General features: G+C 68.3%; 20 protein-coding genes. 7 read left to right on the forward strand and 13 right to left on the reverse strand.

Annotated elements, in window-relative coordinates:
* Window positions 1–108: 108 nt before the first annotated feature.
* The 5 genes from ACZ601_RS19660 to ACZ601_RS19680 all read right to left on the reverse strand — a co-directional run bounded on the left by ACZ601_RS19660 (window position 109) and on the right by ACZ601_RS19680 (window position 8,112).
* A complete protein-coding gene (locus tag ACZ601_RS19660) occupies window positions 109–1,065 on the reverse strand; it encodes an anti-sigma factor (protein WP_469539564.1) in 957 nt (318 codons plus the stop codon).
* Window positions 1,062–1,763 carry an RNA polymerase sigma factor SigM gene (gene sigM, locus ACZ601_RS19665; RefSeq protein WP_469539567.1) on the reverse strand — a complete coding sequence of 234 codons (702 nt, stop codon included), beginning with the start codon at window positions 1,761–1,763 and terminating at the stop codon, window positions 1,062–1,064. Before sigM ends, ACZ601_RS19660 begins: the two co-directional genes overlap by 4 nt.
* A 25-nt stretch (window positions 1,764–1,788) precedes the next feature.
* A complete protein-coding gene (locus tag ACZ601_RS19670; RefSeq protein ID WP_440574419.1) occupies window positions 1,789–3,480 on the reverse strand; it encodes a protein kinase family protein in 1,692 nt (563 codons plus the stop codon).
* Between the two features lie 128 nt (window positions 3,481–3,608).
* A complete protein-coding gene (gene murJ / locus ACZ601_RS19675; protein ID WP_469539570.1) occupies window positions 3,609–5,765 on the reverse strand; it encodes a murein biosynthesis integral membrane protein MurJ in 2,157 nt (718 codons plus the stop codon).
* A gap of 49 nt (window positions 5,766–5,814) precedes the next feature.
* Window positions 5,815–8,112: a DUF6049 family protein gene (locus ACZ601_RS19680; RefSeq protein WP_440574417.1), complete on the reverse strand. Its 2,298-nt coding sequence runs from the start codon at window positions 8,110–8,112 to the stop codon at window positions 5,815–5,817.
* Between the two features lie 183 nt (window positions 8,113–8,295).
* Here ACZ601_RS19680 and ACZ601_RS19685 point away from each other — a divergent pair, with 183 nt between their 5' ends.
* On the forward strand, window positions 8,296–9,738 hold the full coding sequence (locus ACZ601_RS19685) for a CCA tRNA nucleotidyltransferase (protein ID WP_469539573.1): 1,443 nt from the start codon (window positions 8,296–8,298) through the stop codon (window positions 9,736–9,738).
* A gap of 133 nt (window positions 9,739–9,871) precedes the next feature.
* Here ACZ601_RS19685 and ACZ601_RS19690 read toward each other — a convergent pair whose 3' ends face one another.
* From ACZ601_RS19690 to ACZ601_RS19705, 4 genes are all read right to left on the reverse strand, one after another.
* Window positions 9,872–10,486, reverse strand: a complete 615-nt coding sequence (locus ACZ601_RS19690; protein WP_469539576.1) for an LppU/SCO3897 family protein — start codon at window positions 10,484–10,486, stop codon at window positions 9,872–9,874.
* A 47-nt stretch (window positions 10,487–10,533) separates the two neighbouring features.
* Complete coding sequence (locus ACZ601_RS19695) at window positions 10,534–11,802, reverse strand: MFS transporter (protein ID WP_440578106.1); 1,269 nt, start codon at window positions 11,800–11,802, stop codon at window positions 10,534–10,536.
* A gap of 168 nt (window positions 11,803–11,970) precedes the next feature.
* A complete protein-coding gene (locus ACZ601_RS19700) occupies window positions 11,971–13,053 on the reverse strand; it encodes an inositol-3-phosphate synthase (protein WP_440578107.1) in 1,083 nt (360 codons plus the stop codon).
* 62 nt (window positions 13,054–13,115) lie between these two features.
* Complete coding sequence (locus tag ACZ601_RS19705) at window positions 13,116–13,820, reverse strand: PadR family transcriptional regulator (protein WP_440578108.1); 705 nt, start codon at window positions 13,818–13,820, stop codon at window positions 13,116–13,118.
* 402 nt (window positions 13,821–14,222) lie between these two features.
* Between ACZ601_RS19705 and ACZ601_RS19710 the strand changes: the two genes are divergently transcribed.
* Window positions 14,223–17,018, forward strand: a complete 2,796-nt coding sequence (locus ACZ601_RS19710; protein ID WP_469539580.1) for a transglycosylase domain-containing protein — start codon at window positions 14,223–14,225, stop codon at window positions 17,016–17,018.
* 122 nt (window positions 17,019–17,140) lie between these two features.
* A complete protein-coding gene (locus ACZ601_RS19715) occupies window positions 17,141–18,637 on the forward strand; it encodes a glycosyltransferase family 87 protein (protein ID WP_469539583.1) in 1,497 nt (498 codons plus the stop codon).
* Between the two features lie 57 nt (window positions 18,638–18,694).
* On the opposite strand, the gene ACZ601_RS19720 is transcribed toward ACZ601_RS19715, so the two are convergent.
* The 3 genes from ACZ601_RS19720 to ACZ601_RS19730 all read right to left on the reverse strand — a co-directional run bounded on the left by ACZ601_RS19720 (window position 18,695) and on the right by ACZ601_RS19730 (window position 21,520).
* A complete protein-coding gene (locus ACZ601_RS19720) occupies window positions 18,695–19,726 on the reverse strand; it encodes an alanine racemase (RefSeq protein ID WP_440573527.1) in 1,032 nt (343 codons plus the stop codon).
* Between the two features lie 169 nt (window positions 19,727–19,895).
* Complete coding sequence (locus ACZ601_RS19725) at window positions 19,896–21,014, reverse strand: lipid II:glycine glycyltransferase FemX (RefSeq protein ID WP_328696292.1); 1,119 nt, start codon at window positions 21,012–21,014, stop codon at window positions 19,896–19,898.
* A gap of 191 nt (window positions 21,015–21,205) precedes the next feature.
* A complete protein-coding gene (locus ACZ601_RS19730; RefSeq protein WP_390088478.1) occupies window positions 21,206–21,520 on the reverse strand; it encodes a hypothetical protein in 315 nt (104 codons plus the stop codon).
* 280 nt (window positions 21,521–21,800) lie between these two features.
* Here ACZ601_RS19730 and rpsF point away from each other — a divergent pair, with 280 nt between their 5' ends.
* From rpsF to rplI, 4 genes are all read left to right on the forward strand, one after another.
* Window positions 21,801–22,091 (forward strand): 30S ribosomal protein S6, encoded by a 291-nt coding sequence (gene rpsF, locus ACZ601_RS19735; RefSeq protein WP_018101872.1) that lies wholly within the window; start codon window positions 21,801–21,803, stop codon window positions 22,089–22,091.
* A gap of 74 nt (window positions 22,092–22,165) precedes the next feature.
* Window positions 22,166–22,798 (forward strand): single-stranded DNA-binding protein, encoded by a 633-nt coding sequence (locus ACZ601_RS19740; protein ID WP_073733222.1) that lies wholly within the window; start codon window positions 22,166–22,168, stop codon window positions 22,796–22,798.
* 44 nt (window positions 22,799–22,842) lie between these two features.
* Complete coding sequence (gene rpsR / locus ACZ601_RS19745; protein WP_003967857.1) at window positions 22,843–23,079, forward strand: 30S ribosomal protein S18; 237 nt, start codon at window positions 22,843–22,845, stop codon at window positions 23,077–23,079.
* Window positions 23,080–23,097: 18 nt separating this feature from the next.
* Window positions 23,098–23,544 (forward strand): 50S ribosomal protein L9, encoded by a 447-nt coding sequence (rplI, locus tag ACZ601_RS19750; protein WP_073733221.1) that lies wholly within the window; start codon window positions 23,098–23,100, stop codon window positions 23,542–23,544.
* Between the two features lie 142 nt (window positions 23,545–23,686).
* Here the strand turns inward: rplI and ACZ601_RS19755 are convergent, their stop codons facing one another.
* Window positions 23,687–25,024, reverse strand: coding sequence for an MATE family efflux transporter (locus ACZ601_RS19755; RefSeq protein WP_469539590.1), 1,338 nt, complete (start codon window positions 25,022–25,024; stop codon window positions 23,687–23,689).
* Window positions 25,025–25,331: the final 307 nt, after the last annotated feature.

A 25,331-nucleotide genomic window follows, 5' to 3' on the forward strand; every position in this document is an offset into this window, starting at 1 on the left:
GCCTACTGTCCACGCCTACTGGGGCCGGTTCAACGACTCTCACCCCACCCAACGGATCCTACGGGGGATGCATTCCCGACGTGCCCGGGGCGGTACCCGGCGTGATGCTCAGGGGCGGGCGTAGGCGTGTGTCAGCAGGAGCTTCCCCTTGACCCCAGGGTCCGCGCCGACGCATGCGGCATCGACGACGTAGGCCTCGACCCGGGTCGCGTCGGTGGGATGCGGGAGGACGACGAGGAAGGCATCCGCGCCTTGATAGGTGCCCTTCTCGACAGCGAGGACGGCAGCGTTCCGTCCTATCCCCTGCTCCACACACGAAGGGACGGTCACTGCGGGAGCGCGAAGCGGTGCCTGCGGGGACGCCGAGCCGGGAGGCTCGGTCTCCGGCGAGGACTTCGTGTCGATGGAGGGTGCCTGATTCTGGCCGGCCGACTTCTCTGGATCCGACGGTTCCGTGCCGGAGCTCAGCAGACTCTGGACACGCTCTTGGACCGTGGACTGCGAGAACGCCTGCGAGTCGGATTTCTTGGCGCTGGTTCCGTGGTCCGATGCACTGACATCGGCGGAGTTGTGTGACGTGGGGATGTTCTGCAGCAGGAAGACGCTCACACCGACTACGGCGGCGCCCAGTGTGGCGCCGAACACCGCCCTGCGGCGGCGTCGGCGCACCGGGCGGCGGCCGGGACCGGTGGCGGCACGTGCGTGCCCGGCAGGGCGGTCCGCGAGCTCCTGCCCGGCAGCGGCCTGCTCTGTTTCACGTGAAACATCTGCCTCCGCGTGTGAACCGTCCGCCTGCGCCTCGGCAGCGGTGGCAACGGCGCGGGCTTCGTCGGCCAGTGCGGCGTCGATGCGGTCCGCTATATCGATGGGCATGGCCTGCGGGGCAGGCACGGAGCCCAGCAGGCTGCGGATCTCCTCCAAGGAGGCCTGGACATCGGAGCAGAGCTCGCAGCCGTCCACGTGGCGGCGGACATCAGCGGTGCGCGGCGGCGAGAGGACGCCCTCTGTGAGGTCGGAGATCTCTGAGACGTCCGGGTGCTGGGGCGTGTCGGTTGTCGATGTCATGTTCGCCCACCTCCGCCCTTCACTCCAGCTGGATCGCTTGTTCCCGCGTCTCTTGGCCCCGCTGCCGGTGGGACGGATGTTCTCGCCGTCCGGTTCCTTCCCGTATCCCGCTCACCGCTGTCTCCGGCTTCCCGGAGATGGGTGAGCAGCGGGGCCAGCCTGGCGCGGCCCCGGGCGCAGCGGCTTTTCACGGTGCCGACCGGCACGTCGAGGATGCGACCCGCCTCGGCCACCGGATACCCCTGCATATCGACGAGGACGAGGGCCGCACGCTGCTCGGCGGGGAGAGTGGCGAGGGCCGCGAACAGTTCGCGGTGCAGGTCCTGCCGCTCGGCCGGCGCCTCGGCGGACTCGTGCGGCTCCAGAAGCTGGTCGAGCCGCTCCGGGTCGTTGACGGGCGAGGTCTTCCGGGAGGACGCCTTCCGGACCCGGTCGAGACAGGCGTTGACGGTGATGCGGTGCAGCCAGGTGGTCACGGCGGACTGGCCGCGGAAGGTGTGGGCGGCGCGGAAGGCGGAGACGAGGGCATCCTGCACGGCGTCGGCCGCTTCCTCGCGGTCGCCCAGGGTGCGCAGGGCCACGGCCCACAGCCGGTCGCGATGACGTCGCGCGAGCTCACCGAAGGCGTCCGGCTCACCGGCTACGTGGCTGGCCAGAAGGTCCTGATCAGTCGAGTCGGTGAATCTGGTGTCGTCCAACGGTGAGCCCCCTCCCTTGGTGCCGTCAGCCGGTGACCTTGATGTCCGAGATCTTGCCCCGGAAGGTCCCCTCGCTCGCCGGCAGCTTGGTGAGCCAGACCAGAAGGTACCGCGCCTGAACGGATTCGCCGGGCTTGAGTGACACGTTTGTGCCTGAACCTTCGGCAACCTTGGTGAAGTTGTTCGGCATCGTCGGTGCCGTGGCGTCGCTGGACGTGCGCAACTCGGCCGATGTGGTGCCGCCCAGGAACGTGACGTCCACCGTGCGGACCCGCTGGACCTTGCCGAGGTCGAGTACGACCCCGACGCCTTCCTTCAAGTTCCCGAAGTTGGCGGAGTAGTAGCCGTCGGTGTGCCAGTACGTGTTCGGGTCTCCGTCGTAGACGTGAGCTATGTCCTGAGGCTTCTCCGTCCCGTCGCCGAGCGGGTCGAAGTCCTTGGCGCTGACGATCTGGACTGGCTTGCTCTGCTCGACCGGCGGGGTGTTGCCGTTCTCCGGGTTGCTCTGCGTGGTACCCGGGTCGCCCGACTTGCTGTCGTGGTCCAGGAGGGTTTCCGCGAGCTGCCAGCTGCCGAGGCCCAGCGCGGCGATGAGCAGCGCGGAGACGGCCCACTTGAGCGCCTTGCCGGTGCGGCTCTGCAGCGGGGCGGGCGGTACGACATGCGCGGACTGGGTGGTCGGGGCGCCGGGGGCTGCAGGACGTCCGTAGGTGCCCTGCTGGTAGGTGGTCCGCTGGTACTCGGGCGGAGCGGTGAACGTGGGCTCGGGCGGGCGGATGCGCGGCATTGCCGCGACTGCCTTGGCCAGCTCGTCGGGCGTGGTGCACGGCTGCTCCTGGCGGGAGGCCGTGGCGCCGTCGTTGGCGAGCGCCCGCATGGCGATCTCGGAGAGGCCGCGGTGCACGCCGGCCCGTACCTGGTCGGGCGGGATCAGGCCCACGCCCTTGGGGAGCCCGGTGAGGCCGTAGGCGTCGCTCTCGTACGGCCAGCGCTGGGTCAGCGCGGCGTAGAGCAGGGCGCCGATCGCTTCGGTGTCGGCGCGCTGGGGGCCCTCGGAGGTGATGCCGCGCAGTGCCGCGTTCACCGCGAGACCGCGGATCCGGTACTGACCGGAGGAGCTGCGGAGCACCGCGCCGGGAGTGAGCCGCAGATGGGCCAGTCCCTCGCGATGCGCGGCCGCCATGGCCTGGGAGATCTGGCTGACGAGCTGGTAGGCGTCGTGGGCGTCCATCGGGCCCGCGCCGAGCAGCGCGGTGAGCTCGGTGGCGTCCGGAAGCCATTCGTGGACGACGTAGACGAGGTCGTTCTCCTCCACGGCGTCGAGGACCTGCACGAAGCGGGGGTCGCCGAGCAGTGCGGAGGAACGGGCTGCGGCCAGCACCGAGCGGGCTCGCGGGTGGTCGGCGGGGAGGAGATGGACGCCCACCGCGCGACGCAGTTTCTCATCGACGGCGCGCCAGCTGCTGAAACCGTCCAGCCGGGTGACGCACTCCTCCAGCCGGTAGCGTCCGGCGAGTTTGTGACCGCTGTGCAGATCGGGGGAAGACACGGTGGCATCGGCGTCCGCCGGTTCGTCCACCGCTTCCTGGGGGCCTGCGCCCGTTGATTCCTGGGCTTCTGCCGTGCCGTCGGTCGTGGCCTCGTCCGCCTTGGCGGACAGCGGCTTGTCGCCGCTGTTGTCGGCCACGTCAACGGCAGCCGTGCTACGTTCCGCCACCGTCGTTCCTGCCTCCCCATCCGTTGCGCGATGCCAGCCAGCTCTGCACAGTCACGCCAATTGTGCCCATACTCCGGCACCATGCACGACACGCAGGAACCGGAGATGGTTGTGCGGGCCGGTGATCTTCAGCGGCCGAGCCGTCCCCGGACCATGCCGACCATGCCGTTGATCTCTTCGATCCGCATCCGCTTCGCCGCGACGACGAAAACACCCAGCAGCACGATCCCGCCGCAGACCAGCGCGAGGAGCGAGCCCGATGCGCCGTCGCCGAGCGCGTGGAGAAGTGCGAACCCCACACCGCCGCCGATCAGTGCCGCGGGGATCGCGGCGAGGCAGAGCCGGGCATAGGTACGCAGGACGTGGGCGCCGTCCAGATCGCCGCCGAGTCGGTTCCGCAGCCGGCGCCACGCGATACCGACGCCGACGGCGTAGGCGAGGCCGTACGAGGCGGCCATGCCTACCACCGCCCACTGGGCGGGCAGGGCGACGTAGCAGATGGCCGAGGCAGCCGCGTTGACCAGCGCGACGATGACGGTGTTGTAGAAGGGTGTGCGGGTGTCCTCGTAGGCGTAGAACCCTCGCAGCACCACGTACTGCACCGAGTAGGGGATCAGCCCGAGGCCGAAGGCCATCAGGATGTAGCCCATGGAACGGGCGGCCTCCGGGCCGGTGGAGGCGTACAGCAGGGTGGAGATCGGAACGCCCAGGGCGAGGAAGGTGAAGGCGACCGGCACGATGGCCACGGCGGAGTTGCGCAGGCCCTGTGAGATGTCGTCGCGGACCGCGCCCGGGTCGTTGTCGTGGGCGGCACGGGAGATACGGGGCAGCAGAGCGGCCATGACCGAGACGGTGATGATCGCCTGCGGCATGCCCCAGATCAGCTGGGCGTTGGAGTAGGCGAGGAAGCCCGCTCCGTCCCGGCCGGACGCCTTGCCGGCTGCGGTCGCCAGCTGGGTGACGACGATGACACCGGCCTGGTTGGCGAAGACGAACAGGACCGTCCACTTGGCCAGGCTGACCGTCTTGCCCAGCCCGTGGCCCTTCCAGTCGAAGCGGGGGCGGAAACGGAACCCGGCCTCGCGCAGGTACGGGATCATCGCCAGTGCCTGGACGATCAGACCGAGCAGGGTGCCGACACCGAGCAGCCGAACGCCCTCCGGTGGGATCGTCTGGACACCCATGTGGGATTCGGCGGAGGTGCCGTAGACCCAGATGAACAGGCCGAAGGTGAAGATCATGACGATGTTGTTGAGGACCGGGGTCCACATCATCGCGCCGAACTTGCCGCGAGCGTTGAGGATCTGGCCCATCACGACGTGCACACCCATGAAGAAGATCGTGGGCAGGCAGTAGCGGGCGAAGGTGGTGGCTACGTTGTTGGCTGCCGCATCGTTGGCGATCGTAGGCGACATCAGATGAATGAGCCACGGGGCCGCGAAGACCGCCAGGGCGACGATCACGCCGAGCGCGACCATCACCAGGGTCAGCAGCCGGTTCGCGTAGGCCTCGCCGCCGTCCTCGTCGTCCTTCATGGAGCGGACGAGCTGGGGGACGAACACCGAGTTGAGGCCGCCTCCCACGGTGAGGATGTAGATCATCGTCGGCAGCGTGTAGGCGATGGTGAAGCTGTCGCCGAGCAGGGCCGCGCCGAGGGCCGCGGTGATCACCAGGCTGCGTACGAATCCGGTGAGCCGTGAGACGAGGGTGCCGGCCGCCATGACCGCACTGGACTTCAGCAGCCCGGAGGCCCGGCCGCCGGACTTCGGCGGTACGGGTGCGGGGGCCGGTTCCGGCCGTTCAGGGACGGGGGAGCCCGCCGGGCCCTCCTGGTCCCGGAAGAGGTGGGCGAACGCGTCGGGTTCGTCGCGCCCCGCCGAGGCCTGGGTGACGAGATCGTCCACACCGACGAACTGGGTGGTCGCCGCGTCGTCGCCGTACGGCAGGTGCCGGGACGGGCCGTCGGGCTCGGGGGGCGGGGTCTGTGCCCAGATCCGTGGGTCGGGGGCGTACGGGGCGGCAGGCGGCTGCTGGTAGAGCGGCTGCGGCTGCTGGTAGGTGCCGGGAGGCGGTGGCGGATGCGCCGCCCGGTCGTACAGGGCCTCGTTCACCGGATCCTGTGCCGAGAGGTCCTGCGCCCGGTAGGGGTCGTAGTCGTACGCGGCCTGCAGATACGGATCGGGTGCTGGTGGCACCTGCGCCGGATCAGAGGGCACCGGAGGACCGCCGGAAGAACCGGCTCCGCCCGTACCCTGACCGCGATCACCGTCGTACGGCGCGTTCATCGAAACCCCACCTCATCGTCCCCGGCCGACCGGCCACGACAGACATCGCTCAACGGTCCACTTTCTCACCCGTGCCCGACGGCTCCGTGCTTTCGGGACCGGTGTCCGGCGTCGGGTCACTCGGCTGCTCGGGTTCACTGCCGTCGTCGCCCGCCGCGCCGCCCGCGTTGGCGCGCTTGCGATGTGCATACATCCTGATGCCGGCGAGGACCAGGAGCAGCAGTCCGCCGGCGATCACGAGAAGGACGGTCGGCGTCAGCTCGGACACCTTCACGGTGAAGTTCATCTCCGCGCCGTACGGGGTGCCGTCCTCCGTGTACAGCTGGGCGGTCATCTGGACCTGGCCGTTGATGTTGGCCGCGGCGTCGAACTTCACGGACTGGCTGTGACCGCCGGCGATCTGGATCGGCTGCTCCGCCACGGCACCGCCGTCGTTCAGCTTGAGCCGCGTCGCGTTCTCCGACTTCAGCCGCAGCACCAGGTGGTCGGCGTCCTGCAACAGCCTGTTCTGCACCGTCACCGGGATCGTGGCGCTCCGCCCGGACAGGGTGACATCCGACTTCGAGATCAGCTGGACCTCGTTGACGAGACCCTGCAGATAGGTGCGCACCGAGTCCCGGTACTGCTGGGCCTCCAGCGGCCTGCCCCGCCACGACGTCGACATGGAGCGGTTGACCGCGTTGCCGAAGGGGGTCACCACGCGCTCGGGCTGGGTGAGGATGACCTGGAAGTTGTTGAGGGAGGCCTGAGTGGACTTGATGTCCTGGAAGGCCTGGGTGGGCAGCTCCTGGCTGCGCAGTTTCTTCGGATACTGGGACGTCCGGGGGACCTGTGTGGTCGCCTTCGCGTCGGGCTTCCCCTCGGCCGCCTGGATCAGCCCCTGGGACTGCGTCCAGCGATCGTCGTCGAGGGCGTGCAGGGCACGGGCCATCGTCTGGGCCTGGGCGACGGTCGGCATCCGCTGGGGCGCGACGACGACGCTCCGGTCCTTGTCCGTGTCCTGCTCGGCCAGGGAGAGCGTGAGGGCGAGGAATTTCTGCACGGCGAGCGTGGAGTCCCCGGCCTTCGTCATATCGCCCTGGAAGGCCGTGGAGAGCCGGGAGTCGGAGACCACGGCGGTGGTGCCGCCGCCGATCGGCCGGGCGGCGGTGGGCGTGTACACCAGGCCGCCGTTCTCCTGGAGGCTGTCGCTGCGGGAGATCACGTTGTGGGCGCCGGCCGATGTGGCCACGTCCACGATCGACGGGTCGATGGCACCGTCGACCGGCCACGCGAAGTCCGTCGAGGGCTTCAGGTGCAGGATTGTCTGCACCGTCGTCACGGCCACCTCACTGGCGTTCTGGAGGTGGCTCAGGGTGCCCGACACGTTCTTGCCGCGGTGCGCGATCGATGCCAGATCGGGATCACCGAACGGCAGCGCGATGACCTTGCCCTCGGTCACCGCCGCTTCCAGCGAGCTCAGCCACTGCTTGGCCACGTTCTGATTCGTACCGGCGATCGTGGTGTCACCGGACTTGACCCGGTAGTCCCGTGTCATCGCGTCCACGCTGGCCAGCAGGTCCGGGTCGATGACCCACGTCACGGGCAGCTGCCTGCCCAGCGACACCATCTGTTCCAGGCGGCCGCCCGGCGCGATCTCGGCGGCCAGCTCGTCGTCGGCGAACACCGGGGTCTGCTGGGAGTCGGAGCCGGTCTCTGCGGTGAGGTGCGCCGGTGCGATCAGGGGCCAGGCGTAACTGATCCGGGGCTTGGAGTCGCGGTCCTCGCTCTGCCAGGGGAGGAACGTGCGCTTGATCCCGAGCACCTGGTCGTAGAGGGCGTGGGACGTCTGGCCCGACAGGGTGACGCCGAGCTGGTACACGCCGTCGTCGCCGAGCCCCAGCTTGCTGACCGGCACGGACAGGGTGAAGTCCTGGCTGATCCCGGAGGGCAGCTTGGCGATCTTGACCGTGTACTTGCCGCCGACCGGAGACGGGTCGGCACCCGGCAGATATCCCGTGCGCCGGTTTGCCGCGTCGATCGACGTCCTGCTGTAGAGCCGGGGGCCCACGCGCAGATCGACCTGGGCCGCGGTGACGGTCTCCTTGCTCTTGTTGGTCAGGGTGCCGGAGACGGTGAGGGTGTCCCCCTTCACCGGGGCACTCGGGGTCACGGTGTCCAGGGACACCGCGACTGTCCCGGAGCCCGTCGGGGCCTTGTCCGGCACGCCGGCCTGTGCCGCCGGCGCGGCCGCCCCGGCCAGCAGGGCGGCGAAGAGCGGAGCCCCGGCGAGCACGGCGGCTGTGCGCCGCAGCCACCGGCGGGCAGGAGAGGGACTCATCCCCTGGAAGTCTGCCGCCTCGGCCACGCGCCTACCCGTCCCTCGTCGTCATGAGCTGCTGTCGATCGTCGTCCGTTGCTGCGTCCACGCATGGTAACGATGTGCGCGACGGCTAAGTGCTGGGGTGTACGGCACATGATCGGGAGAGTCTCGCAGGGCTGAAGGAAACCATGACGTCCGGGCCGGTCCGGGCACGTACCCTTTTCTGTTGTGCCGAATGCCAATGAAGACAACGCCAGTGTCCTGACCCAGGTGCAGCACCGCGCAGTCAGTGAACTGCTCCGGGTGTCCCCGGTCGCCGACGATCTCGCCCGCCGATTCCAGGATGCCGGATTCAGTCTCGCCCTGGTCGGCGGCTCGGTCCGGGACGTACTTCTGGGCAGGCTCGGGAACGACCTGGACTTCACTACCGATGCCCGCCCCGAGGACGTCCTGAAGATCGTCCGGCCCTGGGCGGACTCGGTGTGGGAAGTCGGGATCGCCTTCGGCACGGTGGGCGCCCAGAAGGACGGTTACCAGATCGAAGTCACCACATACCGGTCCGAGGCGTACGACCGAACCTCGCGCAAGCCGGAAGTTTCCTACGGCGACTCCATCGAGGACGACCTCGTTCGACGTGATTTCACGGTCAACGCGATGGCTGTCGCGCTGCCGCAGAAGGCCTTCATCGACCCCCACGGTGGCATCGAGGACCTGTCGGAGCGGGTCCTGCGCACTCCCGGTACCCCCGAGGAATCGTTCTCCGACGACCCGCTGCGCATGCTGCGAGCCGCGCGCTTCGCCGCGCAGCTGGACTTCGAAGTGGCTCCCGATGTGGTCGAGGCGATGACGGAAATGGCGGGGCGGATCGAGATCGTCTCCGCCGAGCGGGTCCGTGAGGAGCTCAACAAGCTCCTTCTCTCCTCGCACCCACGGAAGGGGCTGGCGCTTCTTGTCGACACGGGGCTGGCACAACAGGTCCTTCCCGAGCTCCCCGCGCTCCGGCTCGAAAGTGATGAGCATCACCGCCACAAGGATGTGTACGAGCACTCCCTGACCGTTCTGGAGCAGGCGATCGACCTGGAGGAGGACGGCCCGGACCTCGTTCTGCGGCTTGCCGCGCTTCTCCATGACATCGGCAAGCCGAGGACGCGGCGCTTCGAGAAGGACGGCCGGGTCTCGTTCCATCACCACGAGGTGGTGGGCGCCAAGATGGTCAAGAAGCGGATGACCGACCTCAAGTACTCCAACGACATGGTCAAGGACGTCTCGAAGCTGGTGGAGCTGCATCTGCGCTTCCACGGGTACGGCGACGGGGAGTGGACCGACTCGGCCGTCCGCCGCTATGTGCGTGACGCCGGCCCGCTGCTGGAGCGGCTGCACAAGCTCACCCGCTCGGACTGCACCACGCGCAATAAGCGCAAGGCGTCAGCCCTCTCGCGTACCTATGACGCACTGGAGGAGCGCATCGCGCAGCTGCAGGACAAGGAAGAGCTCGACGCGATCCGGCCGGACCTGGACGGCAACGAGATCATGCAGATCCTGAACGTCGGGCCCGGACCGGTCATCGGCAAGGCATACGCGTTTCTGCTGGAACTGCGCCTGGAGAACGGGCCGATGGAGCATGACGAGGCAGTGGCAGAGCTCAAGAAGTGGTGGGAATCGCAGGACTGAGTCCCGCCGGGCGGTACGGACGGGAGGGCTGCCGGTCATGTTTCACGTGAAACATGACCGGCAGCCCATACGGCGAGGGCGCTGTTTCACGTGAAACAGCGCCCTCGCCCGGTTCTGCTTCCGTTCCGGAGGATCAGCCGCCGGGCTTGATCGGCATGAGGCAGAGCACCACGCTGCTCCGGCTCTTCCGGCTGCCCGAGGTCTCGGTGTACGCCACGTACTTCTTCGCGTCACAGAGATCGGTGTCGGAGGTGTTGTCGTGTACTGCGACGACCTTGAACTCGGCAGCGTTCGAACCGCAGTCAGCCGATTTCATGTCTGGGCTGAAGCTGGTGCCCTTGTTCTCCAGGCAGTCGCCCACCGCTGCGGCCTTGGCGTCGGACTCGAATATCTTGTCCCAGCCGAACTTCAGTCCCGCCAGTGCGCCGAGAGCCACCACGATGATGATGAGGTTGCGCACCGCGAGGAAGGCCTTCTTGCCGCCGGACGCGTTCTGCGGCGGGCCCTGCGGGGGCATTCCCTGTGGAGGCATTCCCTGCGGTGCCGGGCCGCCGGGCTGGCCTCCCCAGGGCTGCTGTCCCTGATGCGGCGGGTAGGGCTGCTGAGGTGCGGCGTACCCCTGCTGCTGAGGGGCGCCGTACCCCGGCTGCTGCGGGTAGCCATATCCGGGCTGTTGCTGCGGCGGGTAGGGCTGCTGTGGAGGCTGCTGCCCGTATGGTCCAGGGCCCTGCTGAGGCGGATAGGTCATGCGCGTACCCCCGTGAATCCTGCACTGCTTTCTTTGACGCGCGCACGCTATACGACCTCGCGGGTGCGGCTCCAGCGGTACAGGGCCACGGCCACCAGGGCGTAGAGCGCGGCCACTCCGATCACCACCGCGGCCGACCTGCCGTCAGGAGGCAGCATGAGGGCGGCGGCACCGGCTGCGCCCACGAAGGCCACGTTGAACAGCACGTCGTAGAGCGAGAACACCCGGCCGCGGAAGGCGTCGTCCACCGAGGTCTGCACCACCGTGTCCGTCGCGATCTTCGCCCCCTGGGTGACGAGGCCGAGCACGAACGCGGCGACGAGCATCGGAGTGGGGGTGAACCAGAGCCCCAGCGCCGGTACGAGGGCGGCTGCGGCGGCGGCGCACACCGTCATCCAGCGGAACCGCCCGAGCCGCGCCACGGCCCACGGGGACAGCACCGCCGCGGCGAAGAATCCCGCCCCGGACACCCCCACCGCCAGCCCGAGCAGCGCCAGCCCATGGGCCTCGGTGTCCGCCCAGGCGTACCGGCACAGCATCAGAACCGTCACCGTCAGCGCCCCGTAGCAGAAGCGGATCACCGTCATGGCGGCCAGCGCCCGTGCGGCGTGCCTGCGTTCCGCCAGATGGCGCAGCCCGTCACCGAGACCGCGGGCGGTCGTGGCCAGAGCCCTGCGCAGGGGCAGGGGGCCGCTGCCCCGCTCCGGGCCGAGGAGCCCGGCGGCAAGGGTCAGGGACGCCACCGCCGAGGCGAGGTAGAGCCCGGCGCCCAGCAGCACCACCGCCGCGTCGGAGTCGGACAGCAGTAGCCGTACGACGAAGGCGAGGCCACCGCCTGCCGTCGCGGCGAGCGTGCCGGCGGTCGGGGAGAGGGAGTTGGCCAGCACCAGCCGTTCCTGGTCGACGACGCGCGGCAGCGCGGCGGAGAGGCCGGCCAGGACGAAGCGGTTGACGGCGGTGACGCACAGGGCCGATGTGTAGAAGAGCCAGTCCGGGGCGGAGCCCAGGATCAGGAGTGCGGTGCAGCAGGCGAGCCCGGCGCGCAGCAGATTGCCGTAGAGGAAGACCTGGCGGCGGGGCCAGCGGTCCAGCAGCACTCCGGCGAACGGGCCGATGAGCGAGTAGGGCAGCAGGAGCACGGCCATGGCGGAGGCGATGGCGCCCGCCGATGTCTGTTTCTCCGGGGAGAAGACCACATGCGTCGCGAGCGCCACCTGGTAGACGCCATCGGCCGACTGGGACAGCACCCGTACGGCCAGCAGGCGGCGGAAGTTCCGAAGGCGCAGGAGAACGCGCAGGTCGCGCACGACGGGCATGGGAGCAAGGGTCACATACGTTGAGGGTCCCCGGGCGGATTGCCCGGGGACCCTCAACAGTGCGGGAGCTCAGGAGCGTTACCGCTCCCGGCTGTGCCGCGCCGACATACCTGGGGCCGATCGTCCGGATTCAGCCTGAACCGGACACCGGACCCTGTTCAGGTGGCGTCAGTTGGAGACGTCGCCCCGGATGAACTTCTCGACGTTCTCGCGGGCCTCGTCGTCGAAGTACTGGACCGGCGGGGACTTCATGAAGTACGAGGACGCGGAGAGGATCGGACCACCGATGCCGCGGTCCTTGGCGATCTTCGCGGCGCGGACGGCGTCGATGATGACACCGGCCGAGTTCGGGGAGTCCCAGACCTCAAGCTTGTACTCAAGGTTCAGCGGAACGTCACCGAAGGCGCGGCCCTCAAGGCGCACGTACGCCCACTTGCGGTCGTCCAGCCAGGCCACGTAGTCCGACGGGCCGATGTGGACGTTGTCCGCACCGAGGTCGCGGTCGCGGATCTGCGAGGTGACGGCCTGCGTCTTGGAGATCTTCTTGGACTCAAGGCGCTCACGCTCAAGCATGTTCTTGAAGTCCATGTTGCCGCCGACGTTCAGCTGCATCGTGCGGTCCAGGACGACGCCCCGGTCCTCGAAGAGCTTCGCCATCACGCGGTGCGTGATGGTGGCGCCGACCTGGGACTTGATGTCGTCGCCGACGATCGGGACACCGGCCTCGGTGAACTTGTCCGCCCACTCCTTGGTGCCGGCGATGAAGACCGGGAGGGCGTTGACGAACGCGACCTTGGCGTCGATGGCGCACTGCGCGTAGAACTTCGCAGCGACCTCGGAGCCGACGGGCAGGTAGCAGACCAGAACGTCGACCTTGCGGTCCTTGAGGATCTGGACGATGTCGACCGGGGCCTCGGCGGACTCCTCGATGGTCTCCCGGTAGTACTTGCCGAGACCGTCGTGGGTGTGGCCGCGCTGGACGGTCACGCCGGCGTTCGGCACGTCGCAGAGCTTGATGGTGTTGTTCTCGCTGGCGCCGATGGCGTCCGAGAGGTCGAGACCGACCTTCTTCGCGTCGACGTCGAAGGCGGCGACGAACTCGACGTCCGACACGTGGTAGTCGCCGAACTGGACGTGCATCAGGCCGGGCACCTTGCCGGCCGGATCGGCGTCCTTGTAGTACTCGACGCCCTGGACCAGCGAGGCGGCGCAGTTGCCCACGCCGACGATGGCTACGCGAACCGAACCCATTCCGGTTGCTCCCTGTGTGTAATGGATGTTCCTGATGAGGGCCCCGCGGATCTGCGGGGATCTCACTTGGCGGTGTCGCCGGACGGATCCGGCGGGTTGTTACCCCGCCGGGGCAGGCCGTCCGGCTCTCCTGCGGTGTTCTGCTGAGCTGAGCCCTCGGGCGAGGATCGTCGCTGATCCCGTCCCGACCGCTCGCTCTCGATGAGCTCGTTCAGCCAGCGCACTTCGCGCTCCACGGACTCCATGCCGTGTCGCTGAAGCTCAAGTGTGTAGTCGTCGAGACGCTCGCGGGTGCGGGCCAGAGAGGCGCTCATCTTCTCAAGACGCTCCTCCAGCCGGCTGCGACGGCCTTCCAGCACCCGCATCCGCACCCCGTGCTCCGTCTGTCCGAAGAAGGCGAAACGAGCAGCGAAGTGCTCGTCCTCCCAGGAGTCCGGGCCGGTCTGCGAGAGCAGCTCTTCGAAGTGTTCCTTACCTTCCGCCGTCAATCGGTAGACGATCTTGGCGCGGCGCCCTGCCAGAGAAGAGGAAGGGGCCACCGCGCGGCCGGAGCCGGGCGGAAGGTCTGCCGGAGCGTTTTCCGGCTCCTCGATCAACCAGCCGTTGGCGACCAGCGTCTTGAGGCACGGGTAGAGGGTTCCGTAGCTGAACGCACGGAAGATCCCCAGTGATGTGTTGAGACGTTTACGCAGCTCGTAGCCGTGCATCGGAGACTCGCGGAGCAGCCCGAGGACAGCGAACTCAAGGATGCCGGAGCGTCTGCTCAACCTCGCCTCCTCCTTCTCCGAGTGTTCTCGTCCGTCCCTGTGCCGGGCTGTTATGCCGAGTCGATGTACCGAGCTGATGTATCGACTCGATACATCAGCACGATAGATCGGAGTGTCCGCCGGGGCAAGGGGGGCCTTAGTGAACGGCGTCACATAACTAATTCTTGGGAACCGACTTGCGTAATTTGAGGTGAAGTTCGGTCCTAGGAGGGTTTTGACCGTGCGTAGTCTGTCCGGCATGCAGACCACCGGGAACCGCGTGACGCCCGACCGCGTCAGTCCCCGCGGACTGACCGGATGCGCTGCGGACGTGCCCGTCGCAGGGCTGGTCCGTAATGCGGGGGGACCGGATCTCAACTGCCGCTTCCAGGCGTTCTCGCCTGCCCGAGGAGTAGTCGTTCGATGAGCGAGCACCGTCGCAAAGCACCGCAGCCGCAAGGTGGCGGGCGCGCAGCGACCAGACGAGCCACCCAGCAGTCCTCAGGACGCCGCGCAGCACCGTCACGTAGCGTGACTTCCGAATCACCTTCCGGTCCGCACGGCGGGGAGACCCCGCACGGCGGGGACACCCCGTACGGCGGGCGAGCCGCCGCGAGACGGGCCGCCCAGCGCGGTTCCGGCGGCCGTGGTGGTTCCGACGGCGGAGGACGGCGCCGGGGCGGCGGTGGCGACGACGGGGCCGAGGGCCCCGGCCGGGGCCGAGGGCGCGGCAACCAGCGCCCGGCCAAGAAGCGCTTCATCGACTACCCGCGCGCCGGCAAGCACGGCGTGCGGCGCTGGGTGCCGTCGTGGAAGCTCGTCTCCGGCCTGTGCATCGGCTTCGTGGGCCTTCTGATGGGCGTTGCCAGCCTCGCGTACGCGATGGTGACGATGCCCAAGGTGAACGATGCCGCGAAGGCGGAGAACAACGTCTACTACTGGTCCGACAACACACAGATGGTCGCGACCGGCGGGGCGGCCAACCGCCAGGTCATCGCCTACGAGCAGATCCCAGAGGCGATGCGCAACGCCGTCATCTCGGCGGAGAACAAGTCCTTCGAGCACGACAAGGGCATCGACCCGATGGGCATCGGCCGTGCCGTGTGGAACATGGCCAAGGGCGGCCAGACGCAGGGTGGCTCGACCATCACGCAGCAGTACGTGAAGAACTCGCGGCTCTCCCAGGAACAGACCCTGAGCCGGAAGGTCGAGGAGCTCTTCATCACGCTGAAGGTCGGCGAGCAGGGGAAGAAGAAGGAGGTCATGGCCGGGTACCTCAACGTCTCGTACTACGGACGTGGCGCTTCGGGTATCCAGGCGGCCGCCCGCACGTACTACGGCAAGGACGCCACGGAGCTGAACCCGAGCGAGTGCGCCTTCCTGGCGACGCTGCTCAAGGGCGCCAGCTACTACGACCCGGCAGGCGCTCCGGACGTCGACCCGCAGCAGGCGACGGCGGCGAAGAACCTGGACCGGGCGAAGAAGCGCTGGCGGTGGATCCTCGACGAGGAGTTCAAGGACGGCCGGCTGTCGAAGGCCGATCACGACAAGTACCGGACGTTCCCCATGCCCAAGCCGCTCAAGAAGGACGCCCAGCTGGGCGGGCAGACGGGCTACCTGGTCGAGCTCGCCCGGAAGTACTTCCTCGCGAACAACGACCGCGGTGTCACCGCCGAGATGCTCAACCAGGGCGGGTACGAGATCCACACGACCTTCGACAAGAAGAAGGTCGCGCAGCTCAACAAGGCCGTCAAGAAGGTCTACGACGAGAAGATCGACCCCAAGAAGCGCCCCGACAAGGACACTCACGTCCAGTTCGGTGGCGGCTCCGTCGATCCGGAGACCGGCGCCATCAAGGCGATCTACGGCGGCAAGGACGCGACCCAGCACTACACCAACAACGCCGACCCGACCGGGGCCGCGGTGGGTTCGACCTTCAAGCCGTTCGTGCTGGCCGCCGCGATGGAACACGGAAGACGGGACCCCGAGCTCGGCGCGGATCAGAACGATTCGCAGCGCGAGAAGGTCTCGCCGCTGAGCGTCTACAACGGCGACAACAAGCTGAAGATCAAGAAGTACAACGGCCAGATCTGGACGAACGAGAAGGGTGAGGAGTGGCTGCAGACCAACGACGGCAACCACTCCGAGGGCAACATCACGCTTCGTAAGGCGATGGAGGTCTCCGCCAACTCCCCCTACGTCCAGCTCGGTATGGACGTGGGCACGGACAAGGTGAAGGAGGCGGCGATGGCCGCCGGCCTGAAGGACGACGACAACATGGCGAACTCGACCGTTCCGTCGTTCTCCATCGGTACGTCCTCGCCGAGCGTGATCCGGATGGCCGGCGCGTACGCCACGTTCGCGGCCAGCGGCCAGCAGCGAGAACCGTTCTCGGTCACCCAGGTGAAGAAGCTCGGCAAGGTGATCTACCAGCACGAGACGGTCACCAAGCGCGCCTTCGACAACAACGTGGCCGACAACGTGACCGACGTGCTCAAGAACGTCGTCGATCACGGTACGGGTACGCCCGCCAGACTCCCGGGCCGCGATGTGGCGGGTAAGACGGGTACGACGGACGACAACCTCTCCGCCTGGTTCGTCGGCTACACCCCGCAGCTCTCGACGGCGATCAGCATGTACCGGCTGGACGACAACGAGAAGCACAAGGGCCGCAAGTTCGAGAAGATGTACGGGACCGGCGGCGAGGAGAAGATCCACGGCGCCTCGTTCCCGGCGCAGATCTGGCACGACTACATGGCCGATGCCATGGAGGGCCAGAAGGTCGTGGACTTCCCGAAGGCGGAGCCGATCGGCGACAAGCTCTACGGCGGCGGCGCGAGCAGCCCCAAGCCGACGCCCAGCTACACGCCCCCGCCGAGTCCGTCCACGACGCCGTCCGACACGTCCTCGCCGAGCGCTCCGGCCTCGCCTCCGTCGCCGCCCGACCCGACGGAGAGCTGCGACACCTGGAGCTGGAACTGCCAGGACGACACCGGCGGTACGTCCGACGGAGGGGACAACGGTGGCGCCGACGCCGGTGCGACCGGCGGGCAGGACGGCGGCACGACCGGTGCCACGGACGGGACAACGGCCGGCAACGGCGATCCCGGCGGCGCCAGCCCGCCCGCCGGTGACGGGGGCAACAGCGACGGAGGCAATGGCAACGGGAACGGCAACGGGAACGGCAACGGCACCATCTTCGGAGGTGCCAACGGGTAGCGGTCTCCGCCCGGCCGGGCAGCCCGGCGCGAGGCAGTCCGACAGCCACGGCGAGGGCCGCCGCACCACAGGGTGCGGCGGCCCTCGCCGTTCGCACAGTCCGGTACGGCAGGATGTGCGGCATGCCAAGTGCAGAGGACACGAGCGTGCAGCAGGAACGGTCCGTCGTACGGCCCACGCGTGAGGACGAGGTCGCCGCGGCCGGCAGCGAGCTGATCGGCGGGAGGTCGGGCCGCTGGTCGCGGCTCGGGAGTACCGCACTCACCCCGGTGGGTGCCGTGGCGCTGGTCGCGCTGGGGATGTTCGCGCTCGGCATGGTGCAGAAGCTGCCCTGCTACAACTGGGCCTGGTTCCAGGGCGCGGGCTCCCAGTACACCCACGCCTGCTATTCCGATATTCCGCATCTGTACGCCGGGCGCGGCTTCTCCGACGGCCTGGTGCCGTACTTCGACCGGCTGCCCGGCGATATGCAGTACCTGGAGTACCCCGTGCTCACGGGGGTGTTCATGCAGATCGCGTCCTGGCTGACCCCGGGCGGCTCGATCCAGCACCAGGAGCAGGTGTACTGGCTGGTGAACGCGGGCATGCTGATGATCTGCACCGCGATCATCGCCGTCTGTGTCGCGCGCACGCACCGGCGCCGCCCCTGGGACGGCCTCCTGGTGGCTCTCGCACCCGCCTTCGCCCTCACCGCCACGATCAACTGGGACCTGCTGGCCGTCGCCCTCACGGCCGCGGCGATGCTGATGTGGTCCAGGAGCCGTCCGCTGGCGTTCGGCATCCTGATCGGGCTGGCCACGGCCGCCAAGCTGTATCCCGTGCTGCTACTGGGCCCGGCCTTCGTGCTGTGCTGGCGGGCCGCGAAATGGCGGGCGTTCTGGGTCGCGACGCTCGGCGCCGCGGCCTCCTGGCTGGTCGTCAACCTGCCGGTGATGGTGTTCGCCCCCGAGGGCTGGAAGAAGTTCTACACCTTCAGCGAGGAACGCTCGATCGACTTCGGCTCGTTCTGGCTGATCATCACGCAGCGCACCGGTGAGTCCATCGACGTCAGCACGGTCAACACCGTCTCGACACTGGCGACGGTCGGGCTGTGCGCCGCCATCGGCGCGCTGACGCTGACGGCGCCGCGCAGGCCCCGGTTCGCGCAGCTCGCGTTCCTCGTCGTCGCGGTGTTCATCCTCGTCAACAAGGTCTACTCACCGCAGTACGTGCTCTGGCTGATCCCCCTCGCCGCACTGGCCCGGCCGCGCTGGCGGGACTTCCTGATCTGGCAGGCGTGCGAGGTCATGTACTTCCTGGGGATCTGGATGTACCTCGCCTACACGACGAGCGGCGACAAGCACCAGGGCCTGCCGACGGAGGGCTACCAGCTCGCCATCGCCCTGCATCTGCTGGGCACGCTGTACCTCTGCGCCGTGGTCGTGCGGGACATCCTGATGCCGGAGCGGGACGGCGTACGGCGCGACGGTTCGGACGATCCCTCCGGCGGGGTGCTCGACGGGGCGCCGGACGCCTTCGTGCTGGGCCGTGCGGCCGCGCGTCCGCCACGCCATGCCGCGCTCACGGTCGAGGGACCGCGCGTGGAGTGGGGCGCCGGCGGCTCGCCGGCCGCCGACTGAGCGACGGGGACGGGTGAGGCGCTCCGGGGCCGCCGCGATGCGGCGGCCCCGGGCGGCTCAGCGGTCTACGAGGCGGTCGAACTGCGTGGTGGTGTGGCGCAGGTGGGCCACCAGCTCGTCGCCGACCCTCGGCTCCTCCGCGTCCGAGGGCACGAACAGGATCGACACCTGCATGTGCGGCGGTTCGGCGAACCAGCGCTGCTTGCCGGCCCAGACGAACGGCGACAGGTTGCGGTTGACGGTCGCCAGGCCCGCGCGGGCGACGCCCTTGGCGCGCGGCATCACGCCGTGCAGCGCCTTCGGGGCCTCCAGGCCCACCCCGTGCGACGTGCCGCCCGCGACGACCACCAGCCAGCCGTCGGACGCGGCCTTCTGCTGCCGGTAGCCGAACCGGTCGCCCTTGGCGACGCGCGTGACGTCGAGCACCGCGCCCCGGTACTCCGTCGCCTCGTGGTCGCCGAGCCAGAGCCGGGTCCCGATGCGGGCGCGGAAACGGGTCTGCGGGAACTGCTGCTGGAGCCGTCCCAGCTCCTCGGCCCGCAGGTGGCTGACGAACATCGTGTGCAGCGGCAGCCGGGCCGCCCTGAGGCGGTCCATCCAGGCGATGACCTCCTCGACCGCGTCCGAGCCGTCCGTGCGGTCCAGCGGCAGGTGCAGGGCGAAGCCTTCGAGACGTACGTCCTCGATGGCGGCGTGCAGCTGCCCGAGCTCCTCCTCCTTGACGCCGTGCCGCCTCATCGAGCTCATGCACTCGATGACGACCCGGGCGCCCACCAGGGCGTGCACCCCGTCCACGGACGACACGGAACGGACCACCCGGTCGGGCAGGGGCACCGGCTCCTCACCCCGCCGGAACGGCGTGAGCACCAGCAGATCGCCGCTGAACCAGTCCTTGATCCGGGCTGCTTCGTAGGTGGTGCCGACCGCGAGCGTGTCGGAGCCGAAGCGGATCGCCTCGTCGGCCAGCCGTTCGTGACCGAAGCCGTACCCGTTGCCCTTGCAGACCGGTACGAGCCCGGGGAACTGATCGAGCACGGATTTCTGGTGCGCCCGCCAGCGCGCGGTGTCGACGTACAGGGAGAGCGCCATGGCCGGTCCGGAACCTTTCTGGTGGCTGCGGTGTATCAGAGGTGTGAAGAGCTACTTGAAGAGCCCATTGAAACGAATGAAGCCGGTTTCGTCAGCCGTGCACCACGGATCGTTGTGTCATGGATCCGCGCGCCACGGATTCAGGTGCCACGGATCCATGTGCCCCGGATCAGCGGCGGGACATGTAGATGTCGAGCGCCTTGTGCAGCAGCTTGTTGAGTGGGAAGTCCCACTCACCGAGGTACTCCGCGGCCTGACCGCCGGTGCCGACCTTGAACTGGATCAGGCCGAAGAGGTGGTCGGTCTCGTCCAGCGAATCGGAGATGCCGCGCAGGTCGTAGACGGTGGCGCCCATGGCGTAAGAGTCGCGGAGCATCCGCCACTGCATCGCGTTCGAGGGCCTGACCTCGCGCTTGTGGTTGGCCGACGCACCGTAGGAGTACCAGACGTGACCGCCGACGATCAGCATGGTCGCGGCCGCGACGTTCTCGCCCTCGTGACGGGCGAAGTACAGCCGCATCCGGTTGGGGTCCTCGTTGTTGAGGGCCGTCCACATGCGCTGGAAGTAGCCGAGCGGGCGCGGCCGGAAGTGGTCGCGCTCGGCCGTGATCTCGTACAGCCGCTGCCACTCGGCGAGCTCGGCATAGCTGCCCTGGACGACCTCGACGCCGGCCTTCTCGGCCTTCTTGATGTTGCGCCGCCAGAGCTGGTTGAAGCCCTTGTGGACGTCTTCGAGCGAACGGTTCGCCAGCGGCACCTGGAAGATGTAGCGGGGCTGTACGTCACCGAAGCCGGCCCCACCGTCCTCGCCCTGCTGCCATCCCATCTTCCGCAGCCGGTCCGCGACTTCGAAGGCGCGGGGCTCGATGTGGGTTGCCTCGACGTCGCGCAGGCGCTTCACGTCGGGGTCCTGGATACCGGCCTTGATCGCGTGGGCGTCCCAGCGGCGGATGACGACCGGCGGACCCATCTTCACCGAGAAGGCGCCCTGCTGCTTGAGGTGCGTCAGCATCGGCTGCAGCCAGTCGGCCAGGTTCGGGGCGTACCAGTTGATGACCGGGCCCTCGGGAAGATATGCGAGGTATCGCTTGATCTTGGGGAGCTGCCGGTAGAGCACCAGGCCGGCGCCGACGAGCTCGCCGCTCTTGTCGAACCAGCCCAGGCTCTCCGAGCGCCATTCGGCCTTCACATCCGCCCAGGCCGGGACCTGCATGTGACTCGCCGCGGGCAGACTCTGGATGTACGCCAGATGCTGCTCTCGGCTGATGGTCCTCAGGGTCAGGCTCATGCGGGGCGCTCCTCGGCAGGTGTGTCCCCATCGGTCAGGGGCTCCGGCTCTCGCGCCGAAGCCTACTGTGACCGGGAAGCGCGCGGTCTGGCCCTGTCGCACCGGGACGGTTCCGGCAGGTGGTGCGGGGGGCAGCGCCGGGCTGCGACGCCGCCCCGGGCCCCTGCCGGGACCGTCGGACGACGGCGCGCTCAGCCCACCACGCCGCCGAAGAGGCCGCCGTGCGCCATACCGAGGAAGAACCCGATGGCGGAGGCCCCGATACCGAGGATCAGCGGGAACCTCTCCCGCGTCGTCACGGAGATGTACTGCCCGTACGCGCCTACGAGAATTCCGATGAGCCCGGCCCAGGAGCTGATCAGATGCAGGCCGTGGAACCACGCCGTGACGAAGGCGAGGATGCCGAGGGCCAGCGTTACCGCCACCAGGGCGTCCTGGAGTGGATGAGCCTTTCCGTCCGTGGCGAAGAGGGAGACGGACGAACGGGGTCGCACTGCGTGTGCCATGGAGTACCTCCTGGCCGAAAGGCGGCGCGTCGTGGCGCCGCTCACACCCGATGTGTACAGATTGCGTCTCCTGACCACCGGATTTCAACCGGAAGCCCGTCTACAGGTACTCTGGACGGTCTGCACCGGTGTCTGCCCCGGCCACCCCATCTCGGCCCCCTCTCAACCGAGGGCGTTGTCAGTGGCGGCTGTTTTACTCGGAGACACTGTTGCTTACGCATCACGACCCTCCTGCCACGGAACGACCGTGGCCGCTGAGTCCAAAGGAGGTGGGTTCCACATGCGTCACTACGAGGTGATGGTCATCCTCGACCCCGATCTCGAGGAGCGAGCAGTCTCCCCGCTGATCGAGAACTTCCTCTCCGTCGTCCGTGAGGGCGAAGGAAAGGTTGAGAAGGTCGACACCTGGGGCCGTCGTCGGCTCGCTTACGAGATCAAGAAGAAGCCCGAGGGCATCTACTCGGTCATCGACCTGCAGGCCGAGCCTGCGGTCGTCAAGGAGCTCGACCGCCAGATGAACCTGAACGAGTCGGTCCTCCGGACCAAGGTCCTCCGTCCCGAGATCCACTGAGCTTCTAGCTCAGTGGTCATCGGGTTCGAGTAGCAGCAAGCAGCCAGAAGCAATCCCCGCCGAGAGGTTCATCCATGGCAGGCGAGACCGTCATCACGGTCGTCGGCAATCTCGTCGACGACCCCGAGCTGCGCTTCACCCCGTCCGGTGCGGCGGTCGCGAAGTTCCGCGTCGCGTCCACTCCCCGCATCTTCGACCGGCAGACCAATGAGTGGAAGGACGGCGAAGGCCTGTTCCTCACCTGCTCGGTCTGGCGGCAGGCGGCGGAGAACGTCGCCGAGTCGCTCACGCGAGGCATGCGCGTTGTCGTGCAGGGCCGGCTGAAGCAGCGGTCGTACGAAGACCGCGAGGGCGTCAAGCGCACGGTCTACGAGCTGGACGTCGAGGAAGTCGGCCCCAGTCTCAAGAGCGCCACCGCCAAGGTCACCAAGACCACCGGTCGCGGTGGCCAGGGCGGCCAGGGCCAGGGTGGATACGGCGGCGGTCAGCAGGGTGGCGGTAACTGGGGCGGCGGTCCCGGTGCTGGTGGCCAGCAGGGTGGTGGCGGCGCTCCCGCCGACGACCCGTGGGCCACGAGCGCGCCGGCCGGCGGCCAGCAGGGCGGGGGCCAGCAGGGCGGCGGAGGCGGCTGGGGCGGAAGCTCCGGCGGTTCCGGCGGCTCTTCTGGAACGTCTGGCGGCGGCTACTCGGACGAGCCGCCCTTCTAAGGGCAGCTCGTACCCCCACTTCTTGATCACACAGGAGAAACACCATGGCGAAGCCGCCTGTGCGCAAGCCTAAGAAGAAGGTCTGCGCGTTCTGCAAGGACAAGACCCAGTACGTGGACTACAAGGACACGAACATGCTGCGGAAGTTCATTTCCGACCGTGGCAAGATCCGTGCCCGCCGCGTCACCGGCAACTGCACGCAGCATCAGCGTGACGTCGCCACGGCTGTCAAGAACAGCCGTGAGATGGCGCTGCTGCCCTACACGTCCACCGCGCGATAAGGGAAGGGTGACCGAATCATGAAGATCATCCTCACCCACGAGGTCTCCGGCCTCGGTGCTGCTGGCGACGTCGTTGACGTCAAGGACGGGTACGCCCGTAACTACCTGGTTCCGCGTGGCTTCGCCATTCGCTGGACCAAGGGTGGCGAGAAGGACGTGGCGCAGATCCGCCGCGCCCGCAAGATCCACGAGATCGCCACGATCGAGCAGGCCAACGAGATCAAGTCCAAGCTTGAGGCCGTGAAGGTCCGTCTGGCCGTTCGCTCCGGCGACGCCGGCCGTCTCTTCGGCTCCGTCACCCCGGCCGACATCGCCTCGGCGATCAAGGCTGCCGGTGGTCCGGACGTCGACAAGCGTCGTGTCGAGCTCGGCTCGCCGATCAAGACGCTCGGCGGACACCAGGTGTCCGTGCGTCTGCACCCCGAGGTCGCTGCGAAGCTCGGCGTCGAGGTTGTTGCTGCCTGATCAGGCCGTATCTCAGCAGAACAGTGAAGGGCCGCACCTCTTGAGGTGCGGCCCTTCGCCGTTTCTCGCCGATTCCCGGTGGACCTCTGTCTGTTTCACGTGAAACAGACAGAGGTGTGGCAGGAGGCTCAGCGAGAGAGGCTCAGCGAGCGGCGCCGGTGACCAGCCACTTGCCCGAGCGGGTCCGCAGCCAGAGCGTCGCCATGCGGACGGCCATCATCAGTGTCATCGCGCACCACAGTGCCGTCAGCCCGCCTCCGACAGCGGGAACCAGCAGGGCCACCGGGGCGAAGACGGCCAGGGTTGCGAGCATGGCCCAGGCCAGATACGGGCCGTCGCCGGCGCCCATCAGTACACCGTCCAGAACGAAGACGACCCCGGCGATCGGCTGGGTCAGGGCCACCACCAGCAAGGCGGGGAAGAGGGTGTCCTGGACGGACTGGTCGCTGGTGAACAGCGGCACGAACAGCGGTCGGGCGAGAACGATCAGTACCCCGAACAGGACGCCGGACGCGATGCCCCACTGCACCATGCGGCGGCAGGCCTCGCGCGCGCCCTTCGCGTCATCGGCCCCCAGATACCGTCCGATGATGGCCTGCCCGGCGATGGCGATGGCGTCCAGCGCGAAGGCCATCAGGCTCCAGAGCGAGAGGATGATCTGGTGCGCGGCTATGTCGGTGTCGCCGAGCCGGGCGGCGACGGCGGTGGCGATGAGCAGGACGGCGCGCAGCGACATCGTACGGACCAGGAGGGGGACGCCGGCCTGGGCGCTGGCCTTGATGCCGGCGGCGTCGGGCCGTAGCGAGGCGCCGTGCCGTCGGGCGCCGCGGACCACCACGACGAGATAGGCCGCGGCCATCGAGATCTGGGCGATCACCGTGCCCCAGGCCGATCCGGCGATGCCGAGGCCGGCGCCGTAGACGAGGCCCACGTTGAGGACTCCGTTGGCTGTGAAACCGCCGATGGCGACATAGAGCGGGGTGCGGGTGTTCTGCAGGCCTCGAAGCACGCCGGTTGCGGCCATCACGACGAGCATGGCGGGGATGCCGAGGCTGGAGATCCGCAGATAGGTGGTGGCGTAGGGGGCCGCGGTGTCGGATGCGCCGAAGATCTCCACGAGCCAGGGGGACAGGGGGAGCGTCAGGGCGATGACCGCGAGGCCGAGCAGGATCGCCAGCCAGATGCCGTCCATTCCCTGGCGGATCGCGGAGGACAGGTCCCCGGCTCCGACCCGGCGGGCGACCGCCGCTGTGGTGGCGTACGCGAGGAAGACGAAGATGCTCACGCCGGTCGTCAGGAGGGCTGCCGCGACGGCCAGGCCGGCCAGTTGCGGGGTCCCGAGATGGCCGACGATGGCGCTGTCGACCATGACGAAAAGGGGCTCGGCCACGAGCGCGCCGAAGGCGGGAACCGCGAGTGCGATGATCTCGCGGTCGTGCCGACGGCGACTGGGTGGCGGGCTCGCCGGTGCCTGGGTCATAGGGGCCAATCTAATCTTCCACAGGTAACAGATGCAATCCCTGATTGATCCTTACATCTAGAGGAGTTCGGTGTTCCGCTGTGCGTGTGTTGCCGTGATCTTGCGCCGACTCGGAAAGTTTTTCTCCCCCACAGTCGGTGGATGAGAAACGTGCAGGTCAGGATGGTGATGGTGGGGGTGCTATGAGTTTTTCCACAGTGCTGTCCCCCGGTCCGTGCACAGGTTCCGCGTGGTTCTCCACAGCATCTGGTCCGTCGTCCACATGCCCTGTGGATAACCAGATTGGCTGACGGTGCTCGGAGGCCTA

It is taken from the genome of Streptomyces sp. NPDC104307 (genome assembly GCF_055584045.1).